General features: G+C 50.4%; 31 protein-coding genes. 1 reads left to right on the top strand and 30 read right to left on the bottom strand.

Annotated features, from left to right (window positions below; all coding sequences use genetic code 11):
- Positions 1-22 precede the first annotated feature (22 nt).
- From rpsD to rpsJ, 26 genes are all read right to left on the bottom strand, one after another.
- Positions 23-643 carry a 30S ribosomal protein S4 gene (gene rpsD, locus CWR52_RS14495; protein WP_004868345.1) on the bottom strand — a complete coding sequence of 207 codons (621 nt, stop codon included), beginning with the start codon at positions 641-643 and terminating at the stop codon, positions 23-25.
- 33 nt (positions 644-676) lie between these two features.
- Positions 677-1,066, bottom strand: a complete 390-nt coding sequence (rpsK, locus tag CWR52_RS14490) for a 30S ribosomal protein S11 (protein ID WP_003863312.1) — start codon at positions 1,064-1,066, stop codon at positions 677-679.
- Positions 1,067-1,082: 16 nt separating this feature from the next.
- Entirely contained in the window at positions 1,083-1,439 is a 357-nt protein-coding gene (gene rpsM / locus CWR52_RS14485; protein WP_003863308.1) for a 30S ribosomal protein S13, read from the bottom strand.
- Between the two features lie 146 nt (positions 1,440-1,585).
- A complete protein-coding gene (gene rpmJ / locus CWR52_RS14480; protein ID WP_000868187.1) occupies positions 1,586-1,702 on the bottom strand; it encodes a 50S ribosomal protein L36 in 117 nt (38 codons plus the stop codon).
- Between the two features lie 31 nt (positions 1,703-1,733).
- Positions 1,734-3,065 carry a preprotein translocase subunit SecY gene (secY, locus tag CWR52_RS14475; protein WP_003863305.1) on the bottom strand — a complete coding sequence of 444 codons (1,332 nt, stop codon included), beginning with the start codon at positions 3,063-3,065 and terminating at the stop codon, positions 1,734-1,736.
- A 7-nt stretch (positions 3,066-3,072) separates the two neighbouring features.
- Positions 3,073-3,507 carry a 50S ribosomal protein L15 gene (rplO, locus tag CWR52_RS14470; protein ID WP_003863304.1) on the bottom strand — a complete coding sequence of 145 codons (435 nt, stop codon included), beginning with the start codon at positions 3,505-3,507 and terminating at the stop codon, positions 3,073-3,075.
- Positions 3,508-3,510: 3 nt separating this feature from the next.
- Entirely contained in the window at positions 3,511-3,690 is a 180-nt protein-coding gene (rpmD, locus tag CWR52_RS14465) for a 50S ribosomal protein L30 (protein WP_003863301.1), read from the bottom strand.
- Positions 3,691-3,696: 6 nt separating this feature from the next.
- Positions 3,697-4,197 carry a 30S ribosomal protein S5 gene (gene rpsE, locus CWR52_RS14460; RefSeq protein ID WP_003863299.1) on the bottom strand — a complete coding sequence of 167 codons (501 nt, stop codon included), beginning with the start codon at positions 4,195-4,197 and terminating at the stop codon, positions 3,697-3,699.
- Between the two features lie 14 nt (positions 4,198-4,211).
- On the bottom strand, positions 4,212-4,565 hold the full coding sequence (gene rplR, locus CWR52_RS14455; protein WP_003863297.1) for a 50S ribosomal protein L18: 354 nt from the start codon (positions 4,563-4,565) through the stop codon (positions 4,212-4,214).
- A gap of 9 nt (positions 4,566-4,574) precedes the next feature.
- The gene (gene rplF / locus CWR52_RS14450) at positions 4,575-5,108 is read right to left on the bottom strand and encodes a 50S ribosomal protein L6 (protein WP_003863296.1); all 534 of its coding nucleotides are present in this window, start codon (positions 5,106-5,108) and stop codon (positions 4,575-4,577) included.
- Between the two features lie 12 nt (positions 5,109-5,120).
- Entirely contained in the window at positions 5,121-5,513 is a 393-nt protein-coding gene (gene rpsH / locus CWR52_RS14445) for a 30S ribosomal protein S8 (RefSeq protein ID WP_006178918.1), read from the bottom strand.
- A 30-nt stretch (positions 5,514-5,543) separates the two neighbouring features.
- Entirely contained in the window at positions 5,544-5,849 is a 306-nt protein-coding gene (gene rpsN / locus CWR52_RS14440) for a 30S ribosomal protein S14 (RefSeq protein ID WP_003863291.1), read from the bottom strand.
- A 14-nt stretch (positions 5,850-5,863) separates the two neighbouring features.
- A complete protein-coding gene (gene rplE / locus CWR52_RS14435) occupies positions 5,864-6,403 on the bottom strand; it encodes a 50S ribosomal protein L5 (protein ID WP_001096202.1) in 540 nt (179 codons plus the stop codon).
- 14 nt (positions 6,404-6,417) lie between these two features.
- A complete protein-coding gene (gene rplX, locus CWR52_RS14430) occupies positions 6,418-6,732 on the bottom strand; it encodes a 50S ribosomal protein L24 (protein WP_003863287.1) in 315 nt (104 codons plus the stop codon).
- 10 nt (positions 6,733-6,742) lie between these two features.
- Positions 6,743-7,114 carry a 50S ribosomal protein L14 gene (rplN, locus tag CWR52_RS14425; RefSeq protein ID WP_002919748.1) on the bottom strand — a complete coding sequence of 124 codons (372 nt, stop codon included), beginning with the start codon at positions 7,112-7,114 and terminating at the stop codon, positions 6,743-6,745.
- A 166-nt stretch (positions 7,115-7,280) separates the two neighbouring features.
- On the bottom strand, positions 7,281-7,535 hold the full coding sequence (gene rpsQ / locus CWR52_RS14420; RefSeq protein WP_008503489.1) for a 30S ribosomal protein S17: 255 nt from the start codon (positions 7,533-7,535) through the stop codon (positions 7,281-7,283).
- Complete coding sequence (gene rpmC, locus CWR52_RS14415; protein WP_003863282.1) at positions 7,535-7,726, bottom strand: 50S ribosomal protein L29; 192 nt, start codon at positions 7,724-7,726, stop codon at positions 7,535-7,537. Before rpmC ends, rpsQ begins: the two co-directional genes overlap by 1 nt.
- Positions 7,726-8,136, bottom strand: a complete 411-nt coding sequence (gene rplP, locus CWR52_RS14410) for a 50S ribosomal protein L16 (protein WP_002919759.1) — start codon at positions 8,134-8,136, stop codon at positions 7,726-7,728. The genes rpmC and rplP overlap by 1 nt, the downstream gene beginning before the upstream one ends.
- Before the next feature lie 12 nt (positions 8,137-8,148).
- Positions 8,149-8,850 carry a 30S ribosomal protein S3 gene (gene rpsC / locus CWR52_RS14405; RefSeq protein WP_000529945.1) on the bottom strand — a complete coding sequence of 234 codons (702 nt, stop codon included), beginning with the start codon at positions 8,848-8,850 and terminating at the stop codon, positions 8,149-8,151.
- Positions 8,851-8,867: 17 nt separating this feature from the next.
- On the bottom strand, positions 8,868-9,200 hold the full coding sequence (rplV, locus tag CWR52_RS14400) for a 50S ribosomal protein L22 (RefSeq protein ID WP_002919773.1): 333 nt from the start codon (positions 9,198-9,200) through the stop codon (positions 8,868-8,870).
- A gap of 14 nt (positions 9,201-9,214) precedes the next feature.
- Complete coding sequence (gene rpsS / locus CWR52_RS14395; RefSeq protein WP_001138117.1) at positions 9,215-9,493, bottom strand: 30S ribosomal protein S19; 279 nt, start codon at positions 9,491-9,493, stop codon at positions 9,215-9,217.
- A 16-nt stretch (positions 9,494-9,509) separates the two neighbouring features.
- On the bottom strand, positions 9,510-10,331 hold the full coding sequence (rplB, locus tag CWR52_RS14390) for a 50S ribosomal protein L2 (protein ID WP_008457150.1): 822 nt from the start codon (positions 10,329-10,331) through the stop codon (positions 9,510-9,512).
- A gap of 17 nt (positions 10,332-10,348) precedes the next feature.
- Positions 10,349-10,651: a 50S ribosomal protein L23 gene (gene rplW / locus CWR52_RS14385; RefSeq protein WP_000617546.1), complete on the bottom strand. Its 303-nt coding sequence runs from the start codon at positions 10,649-10,651 to the stop codon at positions 10,349-10,351.
- Positions 10,648-11,253 carry a 50S ribosomal protein L4 gene (gene rplD, locus CWR52_RS14380; RefSeq protein ID WP_000424395.1) on the bottom strand — a complete coding sequence of 202 codons (606 nt, stop codon included), beginning with the start codon at positions 11,251-11,253 and terminating at the stop codon, positions 10,648-10,650. The genes rplW and rplD overlap by 4 nt, the downstream gene beginning before the upstream one ends.
- 10 nt (positions 11,254-11,263) lie before the next feature.
- A complete protein-coding gene (gene rplC, locus CWR52_RS14375; RefSeq protein WP_003863274.1) occupies positions 11,264-11,893 on the bottom strand; it encodes a 50S ribosomal protein L3 in 630 nt (209 codons plus the stop codon).
- A gap of 32 nt (positions 11,894-11,925) precedes the next feature.
- The gene (gene rpsJ / locus CWR52_RS14370) at positions 11,926-12,237 is read right to left on the bottom strand and encodes a 30S ribosomal protein S10 (RefSeq protein ID WP_001181005.1); all 312 of its coding nucleotides are present in this window, start codon (positions 12,235-12,237) and stop codon (positions 11,926-11,928) included.
- Positions 12,238-12,617: 380 nt separating this feature from the next.
- Between rpsJ and CWR52_RS14365 the strand changes: the two genes are divergently transcribed.
- A complete protein-coding gene (locus tag CWR52_RS14365; RefSeq protein WP_104950924.1) occupies positions 12,618-13,091 on the top strand; it encodes a prepilin peptidase in 474 nt (157 codons plus the stop codon).
- Here CWR52_RS14365 and bfr read toward each other — a convergent pair.
- The 4 genes from bfr to fusA form a co-directional block, all read right to left on the bottom strand.
- Positions 13,075-13,551: a bacterioferritin gene (bfr, locus tag CWR52_RS14360; protein WP_008503492.1), complete on the bottom strand. Its 477-nt coding sequence runs from the start codon at positions 13,549-13,551 to the stop codon at positions 13,075-13,077. The genes CWR52_RS14365 and bfr overlap by 17 nt on opposite strands.
- A gap of 72 nt (positions 13,552-13,623) precedes the next feature.
- Positions 13,624-13,818 (bottom strand): bacterioferritin-associated ferredoxin, encoded by a 195-nt coding sequence (gene bfd, locus CWR52_RS14355; protein ID WP_008503493.1) that lies wholly within the window; start codon positions 13,816-13,818, stop codon positions 13,624-13,626.
- A 179-nt stretch (positions 13,819-13,997) separates the two neighbouring features.
- The gene (gene tuf, locus CWR52_RS14350; RefSeq protein ID WP_014068448.1) at positions 13,998-15,182 is read right to left on the bottom strand and encodes an elongation factor Tu; all 1,185 of its coding nucleotides are present in this window, start codon (positions 15,180-15,182) and stop codon (positions 13,998-14,000) included.
- A gap of 69 nt (positions 15,183-15,251) precedes the next feature.
- Complete coding sequence (gene fusA / locus CWR52_RS14345) at positions 15,252-17,366, bottom strand: elongation factor G (protein WP_008503004.1); 2,115 nt, start codon at positions 17,364-17,366, stop codon at positions 15,252-15,254.
- Positions 17,367-17,438 lie beyond the last annotated feature (72 nt).

The raw sequence follows: 17,438 nt of genomic DNA, 5'->3' as shown, positions 1-17,438 counted from the left end.
GTCCTCTCTTTGGTACTAAGCTTTACTTGGAGTAAAGCTCGACGATCAGGTGTTCGTTAATGTCCGCAGACAGATCAGAACGTTCTGGCTGACGCTTGAACGTACCTTCCATCTTGCCAGCATCAACTTCCAGCCAGGTTGGCTTTTCACGCTGCTCAGCCAGCTCCAGAGCGGCCTTCACGCGAGATTGCTTTTTCGCTTTCTCACGAATGCTAACAACGTCATTCGCTTTAACCTGATAAGAAGCGATGTTAACAACACGACCGTTTACCATGATTGCTTTGTGGCTAACCAGCTGACGTGATTCAGCACGAGTAGCGCCGAAGCCCATACGGTATACAACGTTGTCCAGACGACCTTCCAGCAGAGCGAGCAGGTTTTCACCTGTGTTGCCTTTCAGACGTGCTGCTTCTTTATAGTAGTTACGGAACTGACGCTCCAGCACACCGTACATACGGCGAACTTTTTGCTTTTCACGCAACTGCACACCATAGTCAGACAGACGCGGTTTACGCGCACCGTGCTGGCCAGGAGCTTGTTCAATTTTACACTTGGTATCGATCGCGCGAACGCCAGACTTAAGGAATAAGTCGGTGCCCTCACGACGGCTCAGCTTGAGCTTAGGACCCAAATATCTTGCCATTTTCTATCTCCAACTAACCTAAAAAACGGAGCGTTATACGCGACGTTTTTTCGGCGGACGACAACCGTTATGAGGGATCGGAGTCACATCAGTAATATTCGTGATGCGGAAACCAGCGGCGTTCAGAGCGCGAACAGTAGATTCACGACCCGGACCCGGACCTTTAACCATAACTTCCAGATTCTTGATGCCGTATTCTTTTACGGCTTCAGCGCAACGCTCTGCTGCAACCTGAGCTGCGAACGGAGTGGATTTGCGAGAACCACGGAAACCGGAACCACCGGCTGTTGCCCAACCCAATGCGTTACCCTGACGATCAGTAATAGTAACGATGGTGTTGTTGAAAGAAGCATGGATATGAGCCACGCCGTCAGAGACTTGTTTTCTTACACGTTTACGTGCACGAACTGGTGCCTTTGCCATTATTCAATCACCCCGATTATTTCTTGATCGGTTTGCGCGGACCCTTACGGGTACGTGCGTTGGTCTTAGTACGCTGACCGCGCACTGGCAGACCACGACGATGACGCAAACCGCGATAGCAACCAAGATCCATCAGGCGCTTGATGCTCATGCTGATTTCACGGCGCAGATCACCTTCAACGACAAATTTGGCAACTTCGTCACGCAGCGTGTCGATTTGTTCTTCAGACAGCTCACTGATCTTAACATCTTCAGCGATACCCGCTGCAGCCAGAATGGCTTTAGAACGGGTCTTGCCGACGCCGTAGATCGAAGTTAATGCGATCACAGCATGTTTCTGATCAGGAATGTTAATGCCTGCTATACGGGCCACTATGCACTCCTACTATTTAATATGTACGCACCATGCTGAAAAGCCCGTTTTCAGGATACTCAAATGGAAACGTACAGACATACAAAAGATTGGCTGGCTAATCTAGCCAGCTCAACCCAACTTTGCAAGAAAAATATGCGAAATAATCAGCCTTGGCGCTGTTTATGCTTCGGCTCGGCACTGCAAATCACACGGATGACACCATCACGCTTAACGATTTTGCAGTTACGGCATAATTTCTTGACGGAAGCACGAACTTTCATTTTTACTCTCCGTAACTTCTCAGGCGACCAATTAGCGGCCGTAGCCTTTCAGGTTCGCCTTCTTCAATGCAGACTCATACTGACTGGACATCATCAGAGTTTGCACTTGAGCCATAAAGTCCATAATCACGACAACAACGATAAGCAGTGAGGTCCCACCGAAGTAGAACGGTACTTTCATTGCATCACGCATGAACTCCGGGATCAGGCAGATAAAAGTAATATAGAGCGCACCAACCAAAGTCAGGCGGGTCATTACTTTATCGATATACTTCGCCGTTTGCTCTCCCGGACGAATTCCTGGTACAAATGCACCGGACTTCTTCAGGTTATCTGCTGTTTCACGCGGGTTGAAGACCAACGCCGTGTAGAAGAAACAGAAGAAGATGATCGCAGACGCATAGAGTAACACATAAAGTGGTTGCCCAGGCTGCAAATACAGCGAAATTGTTGTCAGCCAGTTCCAACCAGTACCGCCCCCGAACCATGACGCGATGGTCGCCGGGAACAGAATAATACTGGAAGCGAAGATAGCCGGGATAACCCCCGCCATGTTCACTTTCAGCGGTAAATGTGTGCTCTGTGCAGCATAGACACGACGACCTTGCTGACGTTTAGCGTAGTTCACCACAATGCGGCGTTGACCACGTTCAACGAAGACAACAAAGAACGTCACTGCAAATACTAATACTGCAACCAACAGCAACAGGAGGAAGTGCAGGTCGCCTTGACGCGCTTGCTCGATAGTGTGGGCGATGGCTGGCGGGAGGCCCGCAACAATACCGGCGAAGATAATGATTGAGATACCGTTACCGATACCGCGCTCAGTAATCTGTTCGCCGAGCCACATCAGGAACATTGTCCCTGTGACCAGACTTACAACAGCGGTGAAGTAGAATGCAAAGCCCGGGTTTAACACCAGGCCCTGCATACCAGGCATATTCGGAAGACCGGTAGCAATACCGATCGACTGGAATATTGCCAGCACCAGAGTACCGTAACGGGTGTACTGACTAATCTTACGACGTCCAGACTCCCCTTCTTTCTTCAACTCTGCCAGGGCCGGATGAACGACCGTCAGCAGCTGGATAATAATAGATGCCGAAATGTACGGCATAATACCCAATGCGAAGATAGAAGCACGGCTGAGAGCACCACCAGAGAACATGTTGAACATTTCAATGATGGTGCCTCGCTGTTGCTCAAGCAGTTTGGCAAGTACAGCGGCATCGATACCAGGGATCGGAATAAAAGAGCCAATACGGAACACAATCAGCGCGCCGATAACAAACAGCAGTCTGCGTTTCAGCTCGCCAAATCCACCTTTGGCACTTTGAAAATCTAATCCCGGTTGCTTAGCCATCTGCTACTTATTCCTCAATTTTACCGCCAGCAGCTTCGATAGCAGCACGAGCACCTTTAGTAACACGCAGGCCACGAACAGTTACCGGAGTAGAAACTTCACCAGCCAGGATCACTTTCGCGAACTCGATCTGGATACCGATAATGTTTGCTGCTTTCAGCGTGTTCAGGTCTACAACGCCGCCTTCAACTTTCGCCAGGTCAGACAGACGGATTTCCGCTGTGATCGCTGCTTTACGAGAGGTGAAGCCGAACTTCGGCAGACGACGGTACAGTGGCATCTGGCCACCCTCGAAACCGCGACGTACGCCACCGCCAGAACGAGAGTTCTGACCTTTGTGACCACGACCACCGGTTTTGCCGAGGCCAGAACCGATACCACGACCCAGGCGTTTACCCGCCTTTTTAGAGCCTTCGGCCGGAGACAGAGTATTTAAACGCATCTCTTACTCCTCAACTTTAACCATGAAGTAAACCGCGTTGACCATACCACGAACAGCAGGAGTATCCTCGCGCTCAACGGTATGACCAATACGACGCAGACCCAGGCCAAGCAGCGTTGCCTTGTGTTTCGGCAGACGACCGATTGCACTGCGGGTTTGAGTGATTTTAATAGTCTTTGCCATGGTCAATTACCCCAGAATTTCTTCAACGGATTTACCACGCTTGGCAGCGACCATTTCTGGAGAATTCATATTTTCCAGGCCATCAATAGTTGCACGAACCACGTTGATCGGGTTGGTGGAACCATATGCTTTAGCCAGAACGTTATGAACCCCAGCAACTTCCAGAACGGCGCGCATTGCACCACCGGCGATGATACCGGTACCTTCTGAAGCTGGCTGCATGAATACACGAGAACCCGTGTGAACACCTTTAACTGGGTGCTGCAGGGTGCCGTTGTTCAGCGCGACGTTAATCATGTTGCGACGGGCTTTTTCCATCGCTTTCTGGATCGCTGCTGGAACTTCACGCGCTTTACCGTAACCAAAACCAACGCGACCGTTACCATCGCCTACTACAGTCAGAGCTGTGAAGGAGAAAATACGACCACCTTTAACGGTTTTAGATACGCGGTTTACCGCGATCAGCTTTTCCTGCAGTTCGCCAGCCTGTTTTTCGATGTGAGCCATCTTACACCTCTACCTTAGAACTGAAGGCCAGCTTCACGGGCAGCATCTGCCAGTGCCTGGACACGACCATGATATTGGAACCCGGAACGGTCAAAGGAAACATTGCTGATGCCTTTTTCCAGAGCGCGTTCAGCAACAGCTTTACCTACAGCTGCAGCGGCGTCTTTGTTACCGGTGTACTTCAATTGTTCTGAGATAGCTTTTTCTACAGTAGAAGCAGCTACCAGAACTTCAGAACCGTTCGGTGCAATTACCTGTGCGTAAATATGACGCGGGGTACGATGTACCACCAGGCGAGTTGCACCCAGCTCTTTGAGCTTGCGGCGTGCGCGGGTCGCACGACGGATACGAGCAGATTTCTTATCCATAGTGTTACCTTACTTCTTCTTAGCCTCTTTGGTACGCACGACTTCGTCGGCGTAACGAACACCCTTGCCTTTGTAAGGCTCAGGACGACGGTAGGCACGCAGATCTGCTGCAACCTGACCGATCAGCTGTTTATCAGCGCCTTTCAGCACGATTTCAGTTTGAGTCGGGCATTCTGCAGTGATACCGGCCGGCAGCGGATGCTCAACAGGGTGTGAGAAGCCCAGAGACAGGCCTACTGCATTCCCTTTGATAGCTGCACGATAACCTACACCAACCAGCTGAAGCTTTTTAGTGAAGCCTTCGGTAACACCAACAACCATTGAGTTCAGCAGGGCACGCGCGGTACCAGCCTGAGCCCATCCATCCACGAAACCATCACGTGGACCGAAGGTCAGAGCGTTATCTGCATGTTTAACTTCAACAGCTTTGTTGAGGGTACGAGTCAGCTCGCCGTTTTTACCTTTGATCGTAATAACCTGACCGTCGATTTTTACATCAACGCCGGCAGGAATAACGACCGGTGCTTTAGCAACACGAGACATTCTTTCCTCCGATTAGGCTACGTAGCAGATAATTTCGCCACCAAGACCAGCCTGGCGCGCTGCACGATCAGTCATAACACCTTTAGAGGTAGAAACAACTGCGATACCAAGACCAGCCATAACTTTTGGCAGCTCATCTTTTTTCTTATAGATGCGCAGGCCTGGGCGGCTGACACGCTGAATGCTTTCTACAACAGCTTTACCCTGGAAATACTTGAGAGTAAGTTCCAGTTCCGGCTTGGTGTCGCCTTCAACTTTAAAATCTTCGATAAAACCTTCTTCCTTCAGCACGTTGGCAATTGCCACTTTCAGCTTGGCGGAAGGCATGGTGACCGCAACTTTGTTCGCGGCCTGACCGTTACGGATACGGGTCAGCATATCCGCGATCGGATCTTGCATGCTCATCTGTCTTTACTCCCGTGATTCAATTGGTAATTACCAGCTAGCCTTTTTCAAGCCTGGCACTTCACCGCGCATAGCGGCTTCACGCAGTTTGATACGGCTCAACCCAAACTTGCCCACATAACCATGTGGACGACCTGTTTGACGACAGCGGTTACGCTGACGAGACGGGCTGGAATCACGCGGCAGAGACTGCAGCTTGAGAACCGCATTCCAACGATCTTCGTCGGAAGCGTTCACATCAGAAATGATCGCTTTCAGTTCAGCGCGTTTAGCGAAGAATTTATCAGCTAAAGCTACGCGCTTTACTTCGCGTGCTTTCATTGATTGCTTAGCCATTCAGTAACCCTACCTTACTTGCGGAACGGGAAGTCAAAGGCAGCCAGCAGAGCACGGCCTTCTTCGTCAGATTTCGCAGTAGTGGTAATGGTAATATCCAAACCACGCACGCGGTCGACTTTATCGTAGTCGATTTCTGGGAAGATGATCTGCTCACGGACACCCATGCTGTAGTTACCACGACCGTCGAAAGACTTAGCGGACAAGCCACGGAAGTCACGGATACGTGGAACAGCAATAGTGATCAGGCGCTCAAAGAACTCCCACATGCGTTCGCCACGCAGAGTTACTTTACAGCCGATCGGATAGCCCTGACGGATTTTGAAGCCTGCAACAGATTTGCGTGCTTTGGTGATCAGCGGTTTTTGACCGGAGATTGCTGTCAGGTCAGCTGCTGCGTTATCCAGCAGTTTCTTGTCAGCGATCGCTTCACCAACACCCATGTTCAGGGTGATCTTCTCGACCCGAGGGACTTGCATGACAGAATTGTAGTTAAACTCGGTCATGAGTTTCTTAACTACTTCGTCTTTGTAGTAATCATGCAGTTTCGCCATCGTACTACTCCAAATTACTTGATAGTTTCGCTGTTAGACTTGAAGAAACGGACTTTTTTGCCGTCTTCGAATCTAAAGCCTACACGGTCAGCCTTGCCGGTAGCCGCATTGAAGATTGCAACGTTAGAAACCTGAATAGCAGCTTCTTTTTCAACGATGCCACCTGGTTGGTTCAGGGCCGGAACCGGCTTCTGATGTTTCTTAACCAGGTTGATACCTTCAACGACAAGTTTGCCGGAAGACAGAACATTTTTTACTTTACCGCGTTTACCTTTATCTTTACCGGTTAACACGATAACTTCGTCATCACGACGGATTTTCGCTGCCATGATTCGCTCCTTAGAGTACTTCTGGTGCCAGAGAGATAATTTTCATGAACTTTTCAGTACGAAGTTCACGAGTTACCGGCCCAAAGATACGCGTGCCGATAGGCTGCTCGCTGTTATTGTTTAAAATAACGCATGCATTACCATCGAAGCGAATGACAGAACCGTCAGGGCGACGAACACCCTTCTTGGTGCGCACCACTACCGCCTTCAGCACATCACCTTTTTTGACCTTACCACGTGGAATTGCTTCCTTGATGGTGATCTTGATGATGTCGCCTACGCCTGCGTAGCGACGGTGCGAGCCACCCAGAACCTTGATACACATTACGCGACGTGCACCGGAGTTGTCGGCGACGTTCAGCATAGTCTGTTCTTGGATCATTTTAGTGCTCCGCTAATGTCAACTACTACCTGAGACTCTAAAATCAGAGCCGTTAAAAAGCCCCATATCGAGGGCGCGGCATTATAACACCGCTTCTGCAATATGGGTAGAAAAAATAAACGGCTCATCGCTGAGCCGTTTATTCGTATTGAGAAGGCGTACTGTATTACAGAACCGCTTTCTCTACAACGCGAACCAGCGTCCAGGACTTAGTCTTGGACAGTGGACGGCATTCACGGATTTCAACCTTGTCGCCGATACCACATTCGTTGTTCTCGTCATGTACGTGCAGTTTGGTCGTACGCTTGATGAATTTACCGTAGATCGGGTGTTTCACAATACGTTCGATAGCTACAACAATGGATTTCTCCATTTTGTCGCTAACAACACGACCTTGCAGAGTACGGATTTTATCGGTCATTACGCACCCGCCTTCTGAGTCAGTAAAGTCTTAACGCGTGCAACATTGCGACGCACTTGCTTCAGCAGGTGAGTCTGTTGCAGCTGGCCACTTGCAGCCTGCATACGCAGGTTGAACTGCTCACGCAGCAGGTTCAGCAGCTCAGCGTTCAGCTCTTCAACGCTTTTTTCACGCAGCTCTTTTGCTTTCATTACATCACCGTCTTAGTTACAAAGGTGGTTTTGATAGGCAGTTTCGCTGCTGCCAGGCCGAAGGCTTCACGGGCCAGCTCTTCCGGAACACCGTCCATTTCATAAAGGACTTTGCCCGGTTGGATCAAGGCAACCCAGTACTCCACGTTACCTTTACCTTTACCCATACGAACTTCCAGCGGCTTCTCGGTGATCGGTTTGTCCGGGAATACACGGATCCAGATCTTACCTTGACGCTTAACTGCACGGGTCATTGCACGACGTGCTGCTTCGATCTGACGTGCAGTCAGACGACCACGGCCAACAGCTTTCAGACCGAAAGTGCCGAAGCTAACATCCGTACCCTGCGCCAGACCACGGTTGCGGCCTTTGTGCACTTTACGGAATTTTGTACGCTTTGGTTGTAACATCAGCGACGCTCCTTATTTACGGCCTTTACGCTGCTGCTTTTTAGGTTGAGCAGCCGGTTTTTCCGGTTGTTCAACAGCAGCCATACCACCCAGGATCTCACCTTTGAAGATCCATACCTTAACGCCGATTACACCGTAAGTGGTGTGCGCTTCAGAGGTGTTGTAGTCGATGTCAGCACGCAGAGTGTGCAGCGGTACGCGACCTTCACGGTACCATTCGGTACGTGCGATTTCCGCGCCGCCCAGACGGCCGCTAACTTCAACTTTGATACCTTTAGCGCCCAGACGCATTGCGTTCTGTACAGCACGCTTCATAGCACGACGGAACATTACACGACGTTCCAGCTGAGAAGTGATGCTGTCAGCAACCAATTTAGCGTCCAGTTCAGGCTTACGAACTTCAGCGATATTGATCTGTGCAGGAACGCCAGCGATATCCGCTACGACCTTGCGCAGTTTTTCTACGTCTTCGCCTTTCTTACCGATAACGATGCCAGGACGAGCAGTGTGAATAGTCACACGGATGCTCTTCGCTGGACGCTCGATAACGATACGAGATACAGACGCTTTAGCCAGTTCCTTCGTCAGGTACTGACGTACTTTAAAATCGCTGTCCAGGTTGTCAGCGAATTCTTTGGTGTTCGCAAACCAGGTAGAGTTCCATGGTTTTACAATACCCAGGCGAATACCATTAGGATGTACTTTCTGACCCATTGCTAGTCTCCAGAGTCTCAGCGATCGGACACAACCACAGTAATGTGGCTGGTGCGCTTCAGGATGCGATCTGCACGACCTTTCGCACGCGGCATAATGCGCTTCATGCTTGGGCCTTCATCTACGAAAATTTTCGCGACTTTCAGATCGTCGATGTCAGCGCCATCGTTGTGTTCAGCGTTAGCAATGGCAGATTCCAGTACTTTCTTGACCAATACCGCAGCTTTCTTGTTGGTATAGGTCAGGATGTCCAGGGCCTGCGACACTTTCTTACCGCGAATCAGGTCAGCAACAAGGCGAACCTTCTGTGCAGAAGAACGAGCATGGCGATGTTGAGCTAAAGTTTCCATCTCTTCCTCCTACCTTATTTCTTCTTCGCTTTTTTATCAGCAGCGTGGCCGCGATAAGTACGAGTCGGTGCGAATTCACCCAGTTTGTGACCAACCATTTCGTCGGTAACAAAGACTGGAACGTGCTGACGACCATTATGGACAGCGATGGTCAAACCGATCATGTTAGGAAAGATCGTTGAACGACGGGACCAAGTGCGCAGGGGCTTCTTGTCTCCGCTTTCCACCGCTTTCTCTACCTTCTTCAGCAAGTGCAGGTCAATAAAAGGACCTTTCTTGAGAGAACGTGGCATGGCTTATCCTCTAAAATTATTTGCTACGGCGACGTACGATAAATTTATCAGTACGCTTGTTGCTGCGGGTCTTCTTACCTTTGGTCTGAACGCCCCACGGAGATACCGGGTGCTTACCAAAGTTACGACCTTCACCACCACCATGTGGGTGGTCGACTGGGTTCATCGCAGTACCGCGAACGGTAGGACGAACACCACGCCAGCGTGCAGCACCTGCTTTACCCAGAACGCGCAGCATATGCTCAGCATTGCCAACTTCGCCCAGAGTAGCGCGGCAGTCTGCTTCGACTTTACGCATTTCACCAGAACGCAGACGCAGGGTGACATAAGCACCATCACGCGCAACGATCTGAACGTAAGTACCCGCGGAACGCGCCAGCTGACCGCCTTTACCTGGTTTCATTTCTACGTTATGAACGGTAGAACCAACCGGGATATTGCGCATCGGCAGGGTGTTGCCTGCTTTGATTGCAGCATCAACGCCAGACTGAATCTGGTCGCCAGCTTTCAGGCCTTTAGGGGCCAGGATGTAACGGCGTTCGCCATCTTTGTACAGAACCAGCGCGATGTTCGCGGAACGGTTCGGATCGTACTCAAGACGTTCAACAACTGCTGGGATACCGTCTTTGTTGCGTTTGAAGTCAACAATACGATAAGCCTGCTTGTGGCCACCACCGATGTGACGAGTGGTGATACGGCCATTGTTGTTACGACCACCGGATTTGCTGTTTTTTTCCAGCAACGGAGCAAAAGGTTTGCCCTTGTGCAGCTCAGGGTTAACCACTTTAACTACGTGGCGACGACCCGGAGATGTCGGTTTACATTTAACAACTGCCATTGTATTACTCCTCCGACTTACTCAGCGCCGCCAACGAAGTCCAGATTCTGGCCTTCTTTCAGGGTGACGTAAGCTTTTTTCCAGTCGCTACGACGACCGATACGCTGTCCGTGACGTTTAACTTTCCCTTTAACTACCAGGGTGTTAACGACTTCGACTTCGACTTCAAACAGTTTCTGCACAGCAGCTTTGATCTCTGCTTTGGTCGCGTCTTTAGCAACTTTGAGAACGATGGTGTTTGTTTTTTCCATCGCAGTAGACGCTTTTTCAGAAACGTGCGGTGCGCGAAGCACCTTCAGCAGACGTTCTTCACGAATCATGCCAGCATCTCCTCAACTTGCTTAACAGCATCAGCAGTCATTACGACTTTGTCGAAGGCGATCAGGCTAACCGGGTCGATACCAGTCGCATCGCGTACGTCAACCTTGTGCAGGTTACGTGCGGCCAGGAACAGGTTCTCGTCCAGCTCACCGGTGATGATCAGCACATCTTCCAGAGCCATGTCTTTCAGTTTCTGTGCCAGCAGCTTAGTTTTAGGCGCTTCAACAGAGAACTTCTCGACAACGATCAGACGATCCTGACGTACCAGTTCGGACAGGATGCTTTTCAGCGCGCCGCGGTACATCTTTTTGTTAACTTTTTGACTGTGGTCCTGTGGACGCGCAGCGAAGGTCACGCCACCTGAACGCCAGATCGGGCTCTTGATAGAACCTGAACGCGCACGGCCGGTACCTTTCTGGCGCCATGGCTTTTTGCCAGAACCAGTTACTTCAGCACGAGTCTTCTGAGCACGAGTACCCTGACGAGCACCAGCTGCATAAGCAACAACAACCTGGTGAACCAGCGCTTCGTTGAAATCACGACCGAAGGTAGTTTCGGAAACAGTCAGCGCGCTCTGCGCGTCTTTCAATACTAATTCCATTGCTATCCCCTTACGCCTTCACAGCTGGTTTAACGATCAGGTCGCTACCGGTTGCACCCGGGACCGCACCTTTAACCAGCAGCAGGTTGCGCTCAGCGTCAACACGTACTACGTCCAGGCTCTGAACGGTTACACGTTCGTTGCCCAGCTGACCTGCCATTTTCTTGCCTTTGAACACTTTGCCCGGAGTCTGGTTCTGACCGATAGAACCCGGAACGCGGTGAGACAAGGAGTTACCGTGGGTAGCGTCCTGGGTACGGAAGTTCCAGCGCTTAACGGTACCAGCAAAACCTTTACCTTTAGAGGTACCGGTTACGTCAACTTTTTTAACGTCAGCAAACAGCTCAACGCTAATGTCCTGACCTACGGTGAACTCTTCGCCTTCAGCAAGACGGAATTCCCACAGACCACGGCCAGCTTCTACGCCAGCTTTAGCGAAGTGACCCGCTTCTGGTTTGGTTACACGGTTAGCTTTTTTAGCACCAGTGGTAACCTGAATAGCGCGGTAGCCATCGTTAGCCAGATCTTTAACCTGAGTAACGCGGTTTGCTTCAACTTCGATTACGGTTACTGGGATAGAAACGCCATCTTCAGTGAAGATGCGGGTCATACCCACTTTTTTACCGACTAAACCAATCATTGTTTCAACCTCTCAATCGCTCGATGACCTGATTAACCCAGGCTGATCTGCACGTCTACACCGGCAGCCAGATCCAGACGCATCAGAGCATCAACGGTTTTCTCAGTTGGCTCAACGATGTCAACCAGACGCTTGTGAGTGCGGATTTCGTACTGATCGCGCGCGTCTTTGTTAACGTGCGGAGAGATCAGAACGGTGAAGCGCTCTTTGCGGGTCGGCAGCGGGATCGGACCACGGACTTGCGCACCAGTGCGCTTAGCAGTCTCGACGATTTCCGCGGTTGATTGATCGATCAGACGATGATCAAACGCTTTAAGGCGGATACGGATTCTTTGGTTCTGCATGAGACCAGAGCTCCAATTATTTTATAAACGAAAATGATTACTCCTCAAACCCATTACGATTGATGGGAGAGTGTAACCGTTCTTACGTAGCTCCCCAATTGGGAGCATTGTTGAGTAACAAAATGAGCTACTCTGGTTCTGATTGAACCCGCCGTCAATTACGACAAGCCCGCGCATTATACGTAAATCTGGGCAAGACGCAAGTGCCGTTTAGAAATTAAGCGCCAATGTCGCAGGGTGCGTAAGAGCGCGCAACGTTTTATGCAATGTATTCTACGGCGATGCTTTGTTTCGAGCCGCTACGCATCTCCGTTTTTTGTGCATTGCCGGACAGGCCGATTATAACGACTATGCGCTCAAACCCGTTTGAGGCCTTTTACATGCTAACCACCCTCCCCTTTCTGCTGATCTATCTTTCACTGACTGCCTTACTGGTACATGCCGATATTCGCTACGGTCTGCTTCCCGATAAATTTCTCTGCCCGCTGCTATGGGCGGGGCTGCTCTTCCAGCTCTGTATCCAACCTGATTTTCTGCCGAGCGCGGTGGCGGGTGCGATGGCTGGATATATTGGCTTTGCCGTTATTTACTGGGGCTACTGGTTTATCTACCGGCGTGAAGGTATGGGATATGGCGATGTGAAATACCTGGCGGCGCTTGGTGCATGGCACGGCTGGTGCGTACTGCCTACGCTGGCGTTACTCGCGGCACTGATGGCGCTTCTTTGCATTCTTGTCTTTTCGTTCATTCGCCCTGATAAGAAGGCAATAAAAAACCCGCTGCCTTTTGGGCCATTTCTGGCAGCAGCGGGTTTATGCGTAGGCTGGAAGACGTTGCTTATTCTTCCACTTTAATCTGTGACTGAAGATAGTTTTGCAGGCCAATTTTAGCAATGAGATCCAGCTCTGTTTCCAGCCAGTCTATATGCCCTTCTTCATCGGCCAGGATCTGGATCATCATATCGCGGCTGACGTAGTCATGTACGCTGTCAGCATAGGCAATGGCTTCACGGAGATCTTTAGCACCTTCAAGTTCCAGCCTGAGGTCGGAACGCAGCATCTCTTCGACATCCTCTCCGATACCCAGCTTGCCGAGATCCTGCAGGTTTGGAATGCCTTCAAGGAATAAAATACGCTCGATATATTTATCAGCGTGTTTCATCTCATCTATAGATTCATGGTACTCAACGTCGTTTAAACGTTTGAGTCCCCAGTTTTTGAACATTCTCGCGTGAAGAAAATACTGGTTTATTGCGACAAGCTCATTTCCCAATAATTTATTGAGATAACTTATGATTTTAACATCACCTTTCATTATATAGTCCCTCCGCTTCCACTCATTGAAGCGTAGATCGGGCTACAGGGATGTCAAAAAAAAGATGGGCGCTTACGCGATCTCTTTGTATTCCGGGATCTGCATCAGTTCGTCCTGCATGATCTCTCGCGCAGCACGTACACATTTACCGCATTGATTTCCCACCGGAACAAATTTGCGAAGCTGCTGGAATGACTGGGGCTGAAACTGGCGAACGGCCTGACGTATTTTTTTGTCGCTTACACCATTACATAAACAAACGTACATAGAAACTCCCGTTCAAATTATGCGCAAAGTGTAAGTGAGAATGGTTATGATTACAATAGCACAAACGCCAGAATGCGGGGCGGGAGCAGGCAAAAAATGCGAAATTTTGTGACAACGCCTGAGCGGCAGAAAACAAAAAAGGACGCCGAAGCGTCCTTTTTTTATTCGGGGATAATTAATTAGCCCAGAACTTTAGCAACAACGCCCGCGCCAACGGTACGGCCGCCTTCACGGATTGCGAAACGCAGACCGTCGTCCATCGCGATTGGGTGGATCAGAGTCACAACCATCTTGATGTTGTCGCCTGGCATTACCATCTCAACGCCTTCTGGCAGTTCGATGGTACCGGTCACGTCAGTTGTACGGAAGTAGAACTGTGGACGGTAGCCTTTGAAGAACGGAGTATGACGGCCGCCTTCGTCTTTGGACAGGATGTACACTTCAGATTCGAACTTGGTGTGTGGCTTGATTGAGCCTGGCTTAGCCAGAACCTGACCACGTTCGATTTCTTCACGTTTGATACCACGCAGCAGAACACCAACGTTCTCACCAGCACGGCCTTCGTCCAGCAGTTTGCGGAACATTTCAACGCCAGTACAGGTAGACTTCGCAGTCTCTTTGATACCAACGATTTCAACTTCTTCACCAACTTTGATGATACCGCGCTCTACACGACCGGTAACAACGGTACCACGACCGGAGATGGAGAATACGTCTTCGATTGGCAGCAGGAATGGCTTGTCAATCGCACGCTCTGGTTCTGGGATGTAAGAATCCAGGAAGCCAGCCAGTTCGATGATTTTCGCTTCCCACTCAGCTTCGCCTTCCAGCGCTTTCAGAGCAGAACCACGAACGATTGGGGTATCGTCGCCTGGGAAATCGTACTGAGACAGCAGTTCACGAACTTCCATCTCTACCAGTTCCAGCAGCTCTTCGTCATCAACCATGTCGCATTTGTTCAGGAACACGATGATGAAAGGAACGCCTACCTGACGACCCAGCAGGATGTGCTCACGAGTCTGAGGCATTGGGCCGTCAGTCGCAGCAACAACCAGGATCGCGCCGTCCATCTGCGCAGCACCGGTGATCATGTTTTTAACATAGTCGGCGTGGCCTGGGCAGTCTACGTGTGCGTAGTGACGAGTCGGGGTGTCATACTCAACGTGGGAAGTGTTGATGGTGATACCACGAGCTTTTTCTTCTGGTGCGTTATCGATCTGGTCGAATGCACGAGCAGAACCACCGTAGGTTTTAGCCAGAACGGTAGTGATTGCAGCAGTCAGGGTAGTTTTACCATGGTCAACGTGGCCGATAGTACCAACGTTGACGTGCGGTTTTGTACGTTCAAATTTTTCTTTAGACACGGCTATATTCCTTACTATAGTGCTCTCCCCTGTGGAGAGAGCACGGGACTTAGGTTTTAATCCTGTGGATTACTTACCACGGGCTTCAATAACGGCCTGAGCAACGTTGTTAGGCGCATCATCATACTTCAGGAATTCCATGGTGTATGATGCACGACCTTTGGTCAGAGAACGCAGCTGAGTTGCATATCCGAACATTTCAGACAGCGGAACTTCAGCGTGGATCTTAACGCCAGTTACTTCGGATTCCTGACCACGCAGCATACCGCGACGACGGCTCAAGTCACCGATAACGTCACCGGTGTTCTCTTCAGGAGTTTCTACTTCAACCTTCATGATTGGCTCAAGCAGAACTGGTTTTGCTTTCTTAAAGCCTTCTTTAAAGGCAATAGACGCAGCCAGTTTAAACGCCAGTTCAGAGGAGTCAACGTCGTGGTAAGAACCGAAGTGCAGACGAACACCCATGTCAACAACCGGATAGCCAGCCAGAGGGCCCGCTTTCAGCTGTTCCTGGATGCCTTTATCAACGGCTGGGATGTATTCGCCAGGAATTACACCACCTTTGATGTCGTTGATGAACTCGTAACCTTTCGGGTTAGAGCCCGGCTCCAGTGGGTACATGTCGATCACAACGTGACCGTACTGACCGCGACCACCAGACTGCTTAGCGTGTTTACCTTCAATGTCGGTAACTTTCGCGCGAATCGCTTCGCGGTAAGCAACCTGAGGTTTACCCACGTTCGCTTCAACGTTGAATTCACGCTTCATACGGTCAACGATGATGTCCAGGTGCAGTTCACCCATACCAGCGATGATGGTCTGGTTAGATTCTTCATCAGTCCATACGCGGAATGATGGGTCTTCTTTCGCCAGACGGCCCAGAGCCAGACCCATTTTTTCCTGGTCAGCTTTGGTTTTTGGTTCAACTGCGATGGAGATTACCGGCTCTGGGAATTCCATACGCTCCAGAATGATCGGGTGATCCGGGTCACACAGGGTGTCACCAGTGGTCACGTCTTTCAGACCGATAGCTGCAGCGATGTCGCCCGCACGAACTTCTTTGATCTCTTCACGTTTGTTAGCGTGCATCTGTACGATACGGCCAAAACGCTCACGCGCCGCTTTCACGGAGTTCAGGATGGTGTCACCGGAGTTAACCACACCAGAGTAAACGCGGAAGAAGGTCAGGTTACCCACGAATGGGTCGGTAGCAATTTTGAACGCCAGTGCAGAGAATGGCTCTTCGTCGCTTGCGTGACGCTCAGCCGGGGTATCTTTACCGTCGTCCAGGATGCCGTTGATCGCAGGAACGTCAACTGGGGATGGCAGGTAGTCAACTACCGCATCCAGCATCGCCTGAACACCTTTGTTCTTGAACGCAGAACCACAGGTTACCAGGATGATTTCGTTGTTCAGAACGCGCTGACGCAGAGCTTTTTTGATCTCTTCTTCAGTCAGTTCTTCACCACCCAGGTATTTCTCCATCAGCTCTTCAGAAGCTTCAGCAGCGGATTCGATCAGGTTCTGGTGCCATTCGTCAGCCAGGTCCTGCATTGCAGCTGGGATATCTTCGTATTCGAAGGTAACGCCCTGGTCTGCATCGTTCCAGTTGATGGCTTTCATTTTCACCAGGTCGATAACGCCGGTGAAGCCTTCTTCAGCACCAATTGCCAGCTGCAGCGGAACAGGGTTCGCGCCCAGACGGGTTTTGATCTGACCAACAACTTTCAGGAAGTTAGCACCCATACGGTCCATTTTGTTAACGAACGCGATGCGTGGAACTTTATATTTGTTCGCCTGACGCCATACGGTTTCAGACTGTGGCTGAACACCACCAACTGCGCAATAAACCATTACCGCGCCGTCAAGAACACGCATGGAACGTTCTACTTCGATGGTGAAGTCAACGTGCCCTGGGGTGTCGATGATGTTTACGCGATGCGGTTCGTACTGCTTAGCCATACCTGACCAGAATGCAGTAGTCGCTGCGGAGGTGATAGTGATACCACGCTCCTGCTCCTGTTCCATCCAGTCCATGGTGGCTGCGCCGTCATGAACTTCACCGATTTTGTGGTTTACACCGGTGTAGAACAGAATACGTTCGGTAGTAGTGGTTTTACCGGCGTCGATGTGCGCACTGATACCGATGTTACGGTAGCGTGCGATGGGTGTTGTACGAGCCATTTGATTCCTCGTTTATATCTTTAGGCGTTCAGTTAAGTTACCCAGAGCGGGCGGCTTCTCTGAAGCGCCCGC

The organism is Enterobacter sp. SGAir0187 (assembly GCF_002952735.2).
GTDB lineage: Bacteria > Pseudomonadota > Gammaproteobacteria > Enterobacterales > Enterobacteriaceae > Enterobacter > Enterobacter quasiroggenkampii.
Note: the sequence above shows the minus strand (reverse complement) of the source record. Positions and strands in the feature narration are given on the sequence as shown.

What these genes read in the sequence shown, in the direction of transcription:
- rpsD (WP_004868345.1), bottom strand. Translation starts at nt 643, where the DNA reads ATGGCAAGATATTTGGGTCCTAAGCTCAAGCTGAGCCGTCGTGAGGGC.
- rpsK (WP_003863312.1), bottom strand. Translation starts at nt 1,066, where the DNA reads ATGGCAAAGGCACCAGTTCGTGCACGTAAACGTGTAAGAAAACAAGTC.
- rpmJ (WP_000868187.1), bottom strand. Translation starts at nt 1,702, where the DNA reads ATGAAAGTTCGTGCTTCCGTCAAGAAATTATGCCGTAACTGCAAAATC.
- secY (WP_003863305.1), bottom strand. Translation starts at nt 3,065, where the DNA reads ATGGCTAAGCAACCGGGATTAGATTTTCAAAGTGCCAAAGGTGGATTT.
- rplO (WP_003863304.1), bottom strand. Translation starts at nt 3,507, where the DNA reads ATGCGTTTAAATACTCTGTCTCCGGCCGAAGGCTCTAAAAAGGCGGGT.
- rpmD (WP_003863301.1), bottom strand. Translation starts at nt 3,690, where the DNA reads ATGGCAAAGACTATTAAAATCACTCAAACCCGCAGTGCAATCGGTCGT.
- rpsE (WP_003863299.1), bottom strand. Translation starts at nt 4,197, where the DNA reads ATGGCTCACATCGAAAAACAGGCTGGCGAACTGCAGGAAAAGCTGATC.
- rplR (WP_003863297.1), bottom strand. Translation starts at nt 4,565, where the DNA reads ATGGATAAGAAATCTGCTCGTATCCGTCGTGCGACCCGCGCACGCCGC.
- rplF (WP_003863296.1), bottom strand. Translation starts at nt 5,108, where the DNA reads ATGTCTCGTGTTGCTAAAGCACCGGTCGTTATTCCTGCCGGCGTTGAT.
- rpsH (WP_006178918.1), bottom strand. Translation starts at nt 5,513, where the DNA reads ATGAGCATGCAAGATCCGATCGCGGATATGCTGACCCGTATCCGTAAC.
- rpsN (WP_003863291.1), bottom strand. Translation starts at nt 5,849, where the DNA reads ATGGCTAAGCAATCAATGAAAGCACGCGAAGTAAAGCGCGTAGCTTTA.
- rplE (WP_001096202.1), bottom strand. Translation starts at nt 6,403, where the DNA reads ATGGCGAAACTGCATGATTACTACAAAGACGAAGTAGTTAAGAAACTC.
- rplX (WP_003863287.1), bottom strand. Translation starts at nt 6,732, where the DNA reads ATGGCAGCGAAAATCCGTCGTGATGACGAAGTTATCGTGTTAACCGGT.
- rplN (WP_002919748.1), bottom strand. Translation starts at nt 7,114, where the DNA reads ATGATCCAAGAACAGACTATGCTGAACGTCGCCGACAACTCCGGTGCA.
- rpsQ (WP_008503489.1), bottom strand. Translation starts at nt 7,535, where the DNA reads ATGACCGATAAAATCCGTACTCTGCAAGGTCGTGTTGTTAGCGACAAA.
- rpmC (WP_003863282.1), bottom strand. Translation starts at nt 7,726, where the DNA reads ATGAAAGCAAAAGAGCTGCGTGAAAAAAGCGTTGAAGAGCTGAACGCT.
- rplP (WP_002919759.1), bottom strand. Translation starts at nt 8,136, where the DNA reads ATGTTACAACCAAAGCGTACAAAATTCCGTAAAGTGCACAAAGGCCGC.
- rpsC (WP_000529945.1), bottom strand. Translation starts at nt 8,850, where the DNA reads ATGGGTCAGAAAGTACATCCTAATGGTATTCGCCTGGGTATTGTAAAA.
- rplV (WP_002919773.1), bottom strand. Translation starts at nt 9,200, where the DNA reads ATGGAAACTTTAGCTCAACATCGCCATGCTCGTTCTTCTGCACAGAAG.
- rpsS (WP_001138117.1), bottom strand. Translation starts at nt 9,493, where the DNA reads ATGCCACGTTCTCTCAAGAAAGGTCCTTTTATTGACCTGCACTTGCTG.
- rplB (WP_008457150.1), bottom strand. Translation starts at nt 10,331, where the DNA reads ATGGCAGTTGTTAAATGTAAACCGACATCTCCGGGTCGTCGCCACGTA.
- rplW (WP_000617546.1), bottom strand. Translation starts at nt 10,651, where the DNA reads ATGATTCGTGAAGAACGTCTGCTGAAGGTGCTTCGCGCACCGCACGTT.
- rplD (WP_000424395.1), bottom strand. Translation starts at nt 11,253, where the DNA reads ATGGAATTAGTATTGAAAGACGCGCAGAGCGCGCTGACTGTTTCCGAA.
- rplC (WP_003863274.1), bottom strand. Translation starts at nt 11,893, where the DNA reads ATGATTGGTTTAGTCGGTAAAAAAGTGGGTATGACCCGCATCTTCACT.
- rpsJ (WP_001181005.1), bottom strand. Translation starts at nt 12,237, where the DNA reads ATGCAGAACCAAAGAATCCGTATCCGCCTTAAAGCGTTTGATCATCGT.
- CWR52_RS14365 (WP_104950924.1), top strand. Translation starts at nt 12,618, where the DNA reads ATGCTAACCACCCTCCCCTTTCTGCTGATCTATCTTTCACTGACTGCC.
- bfr (WP_008503492.1), bottom strand. Translation starts at nt 13,551, where the DNA reads ATGAAAGGTGATGTTAAAATCATAAGTTATCTCAATAAATTATTGGGA.
- bfd (WP_008503493.1), bottom strand. Translation starts at nt 13,818, where the DNA reads ATGTACGTTTGTTTATGTAATGGTGTAAGCGACAAAAAAATACGTCAG.
- fusA (WP_008503004.1), bottom strand. Translation starts at nt 17,366, where the DNA reads ATGGCTCGTACAACACCCATCGCACGCTACCGTAACATCGGTATCAGT.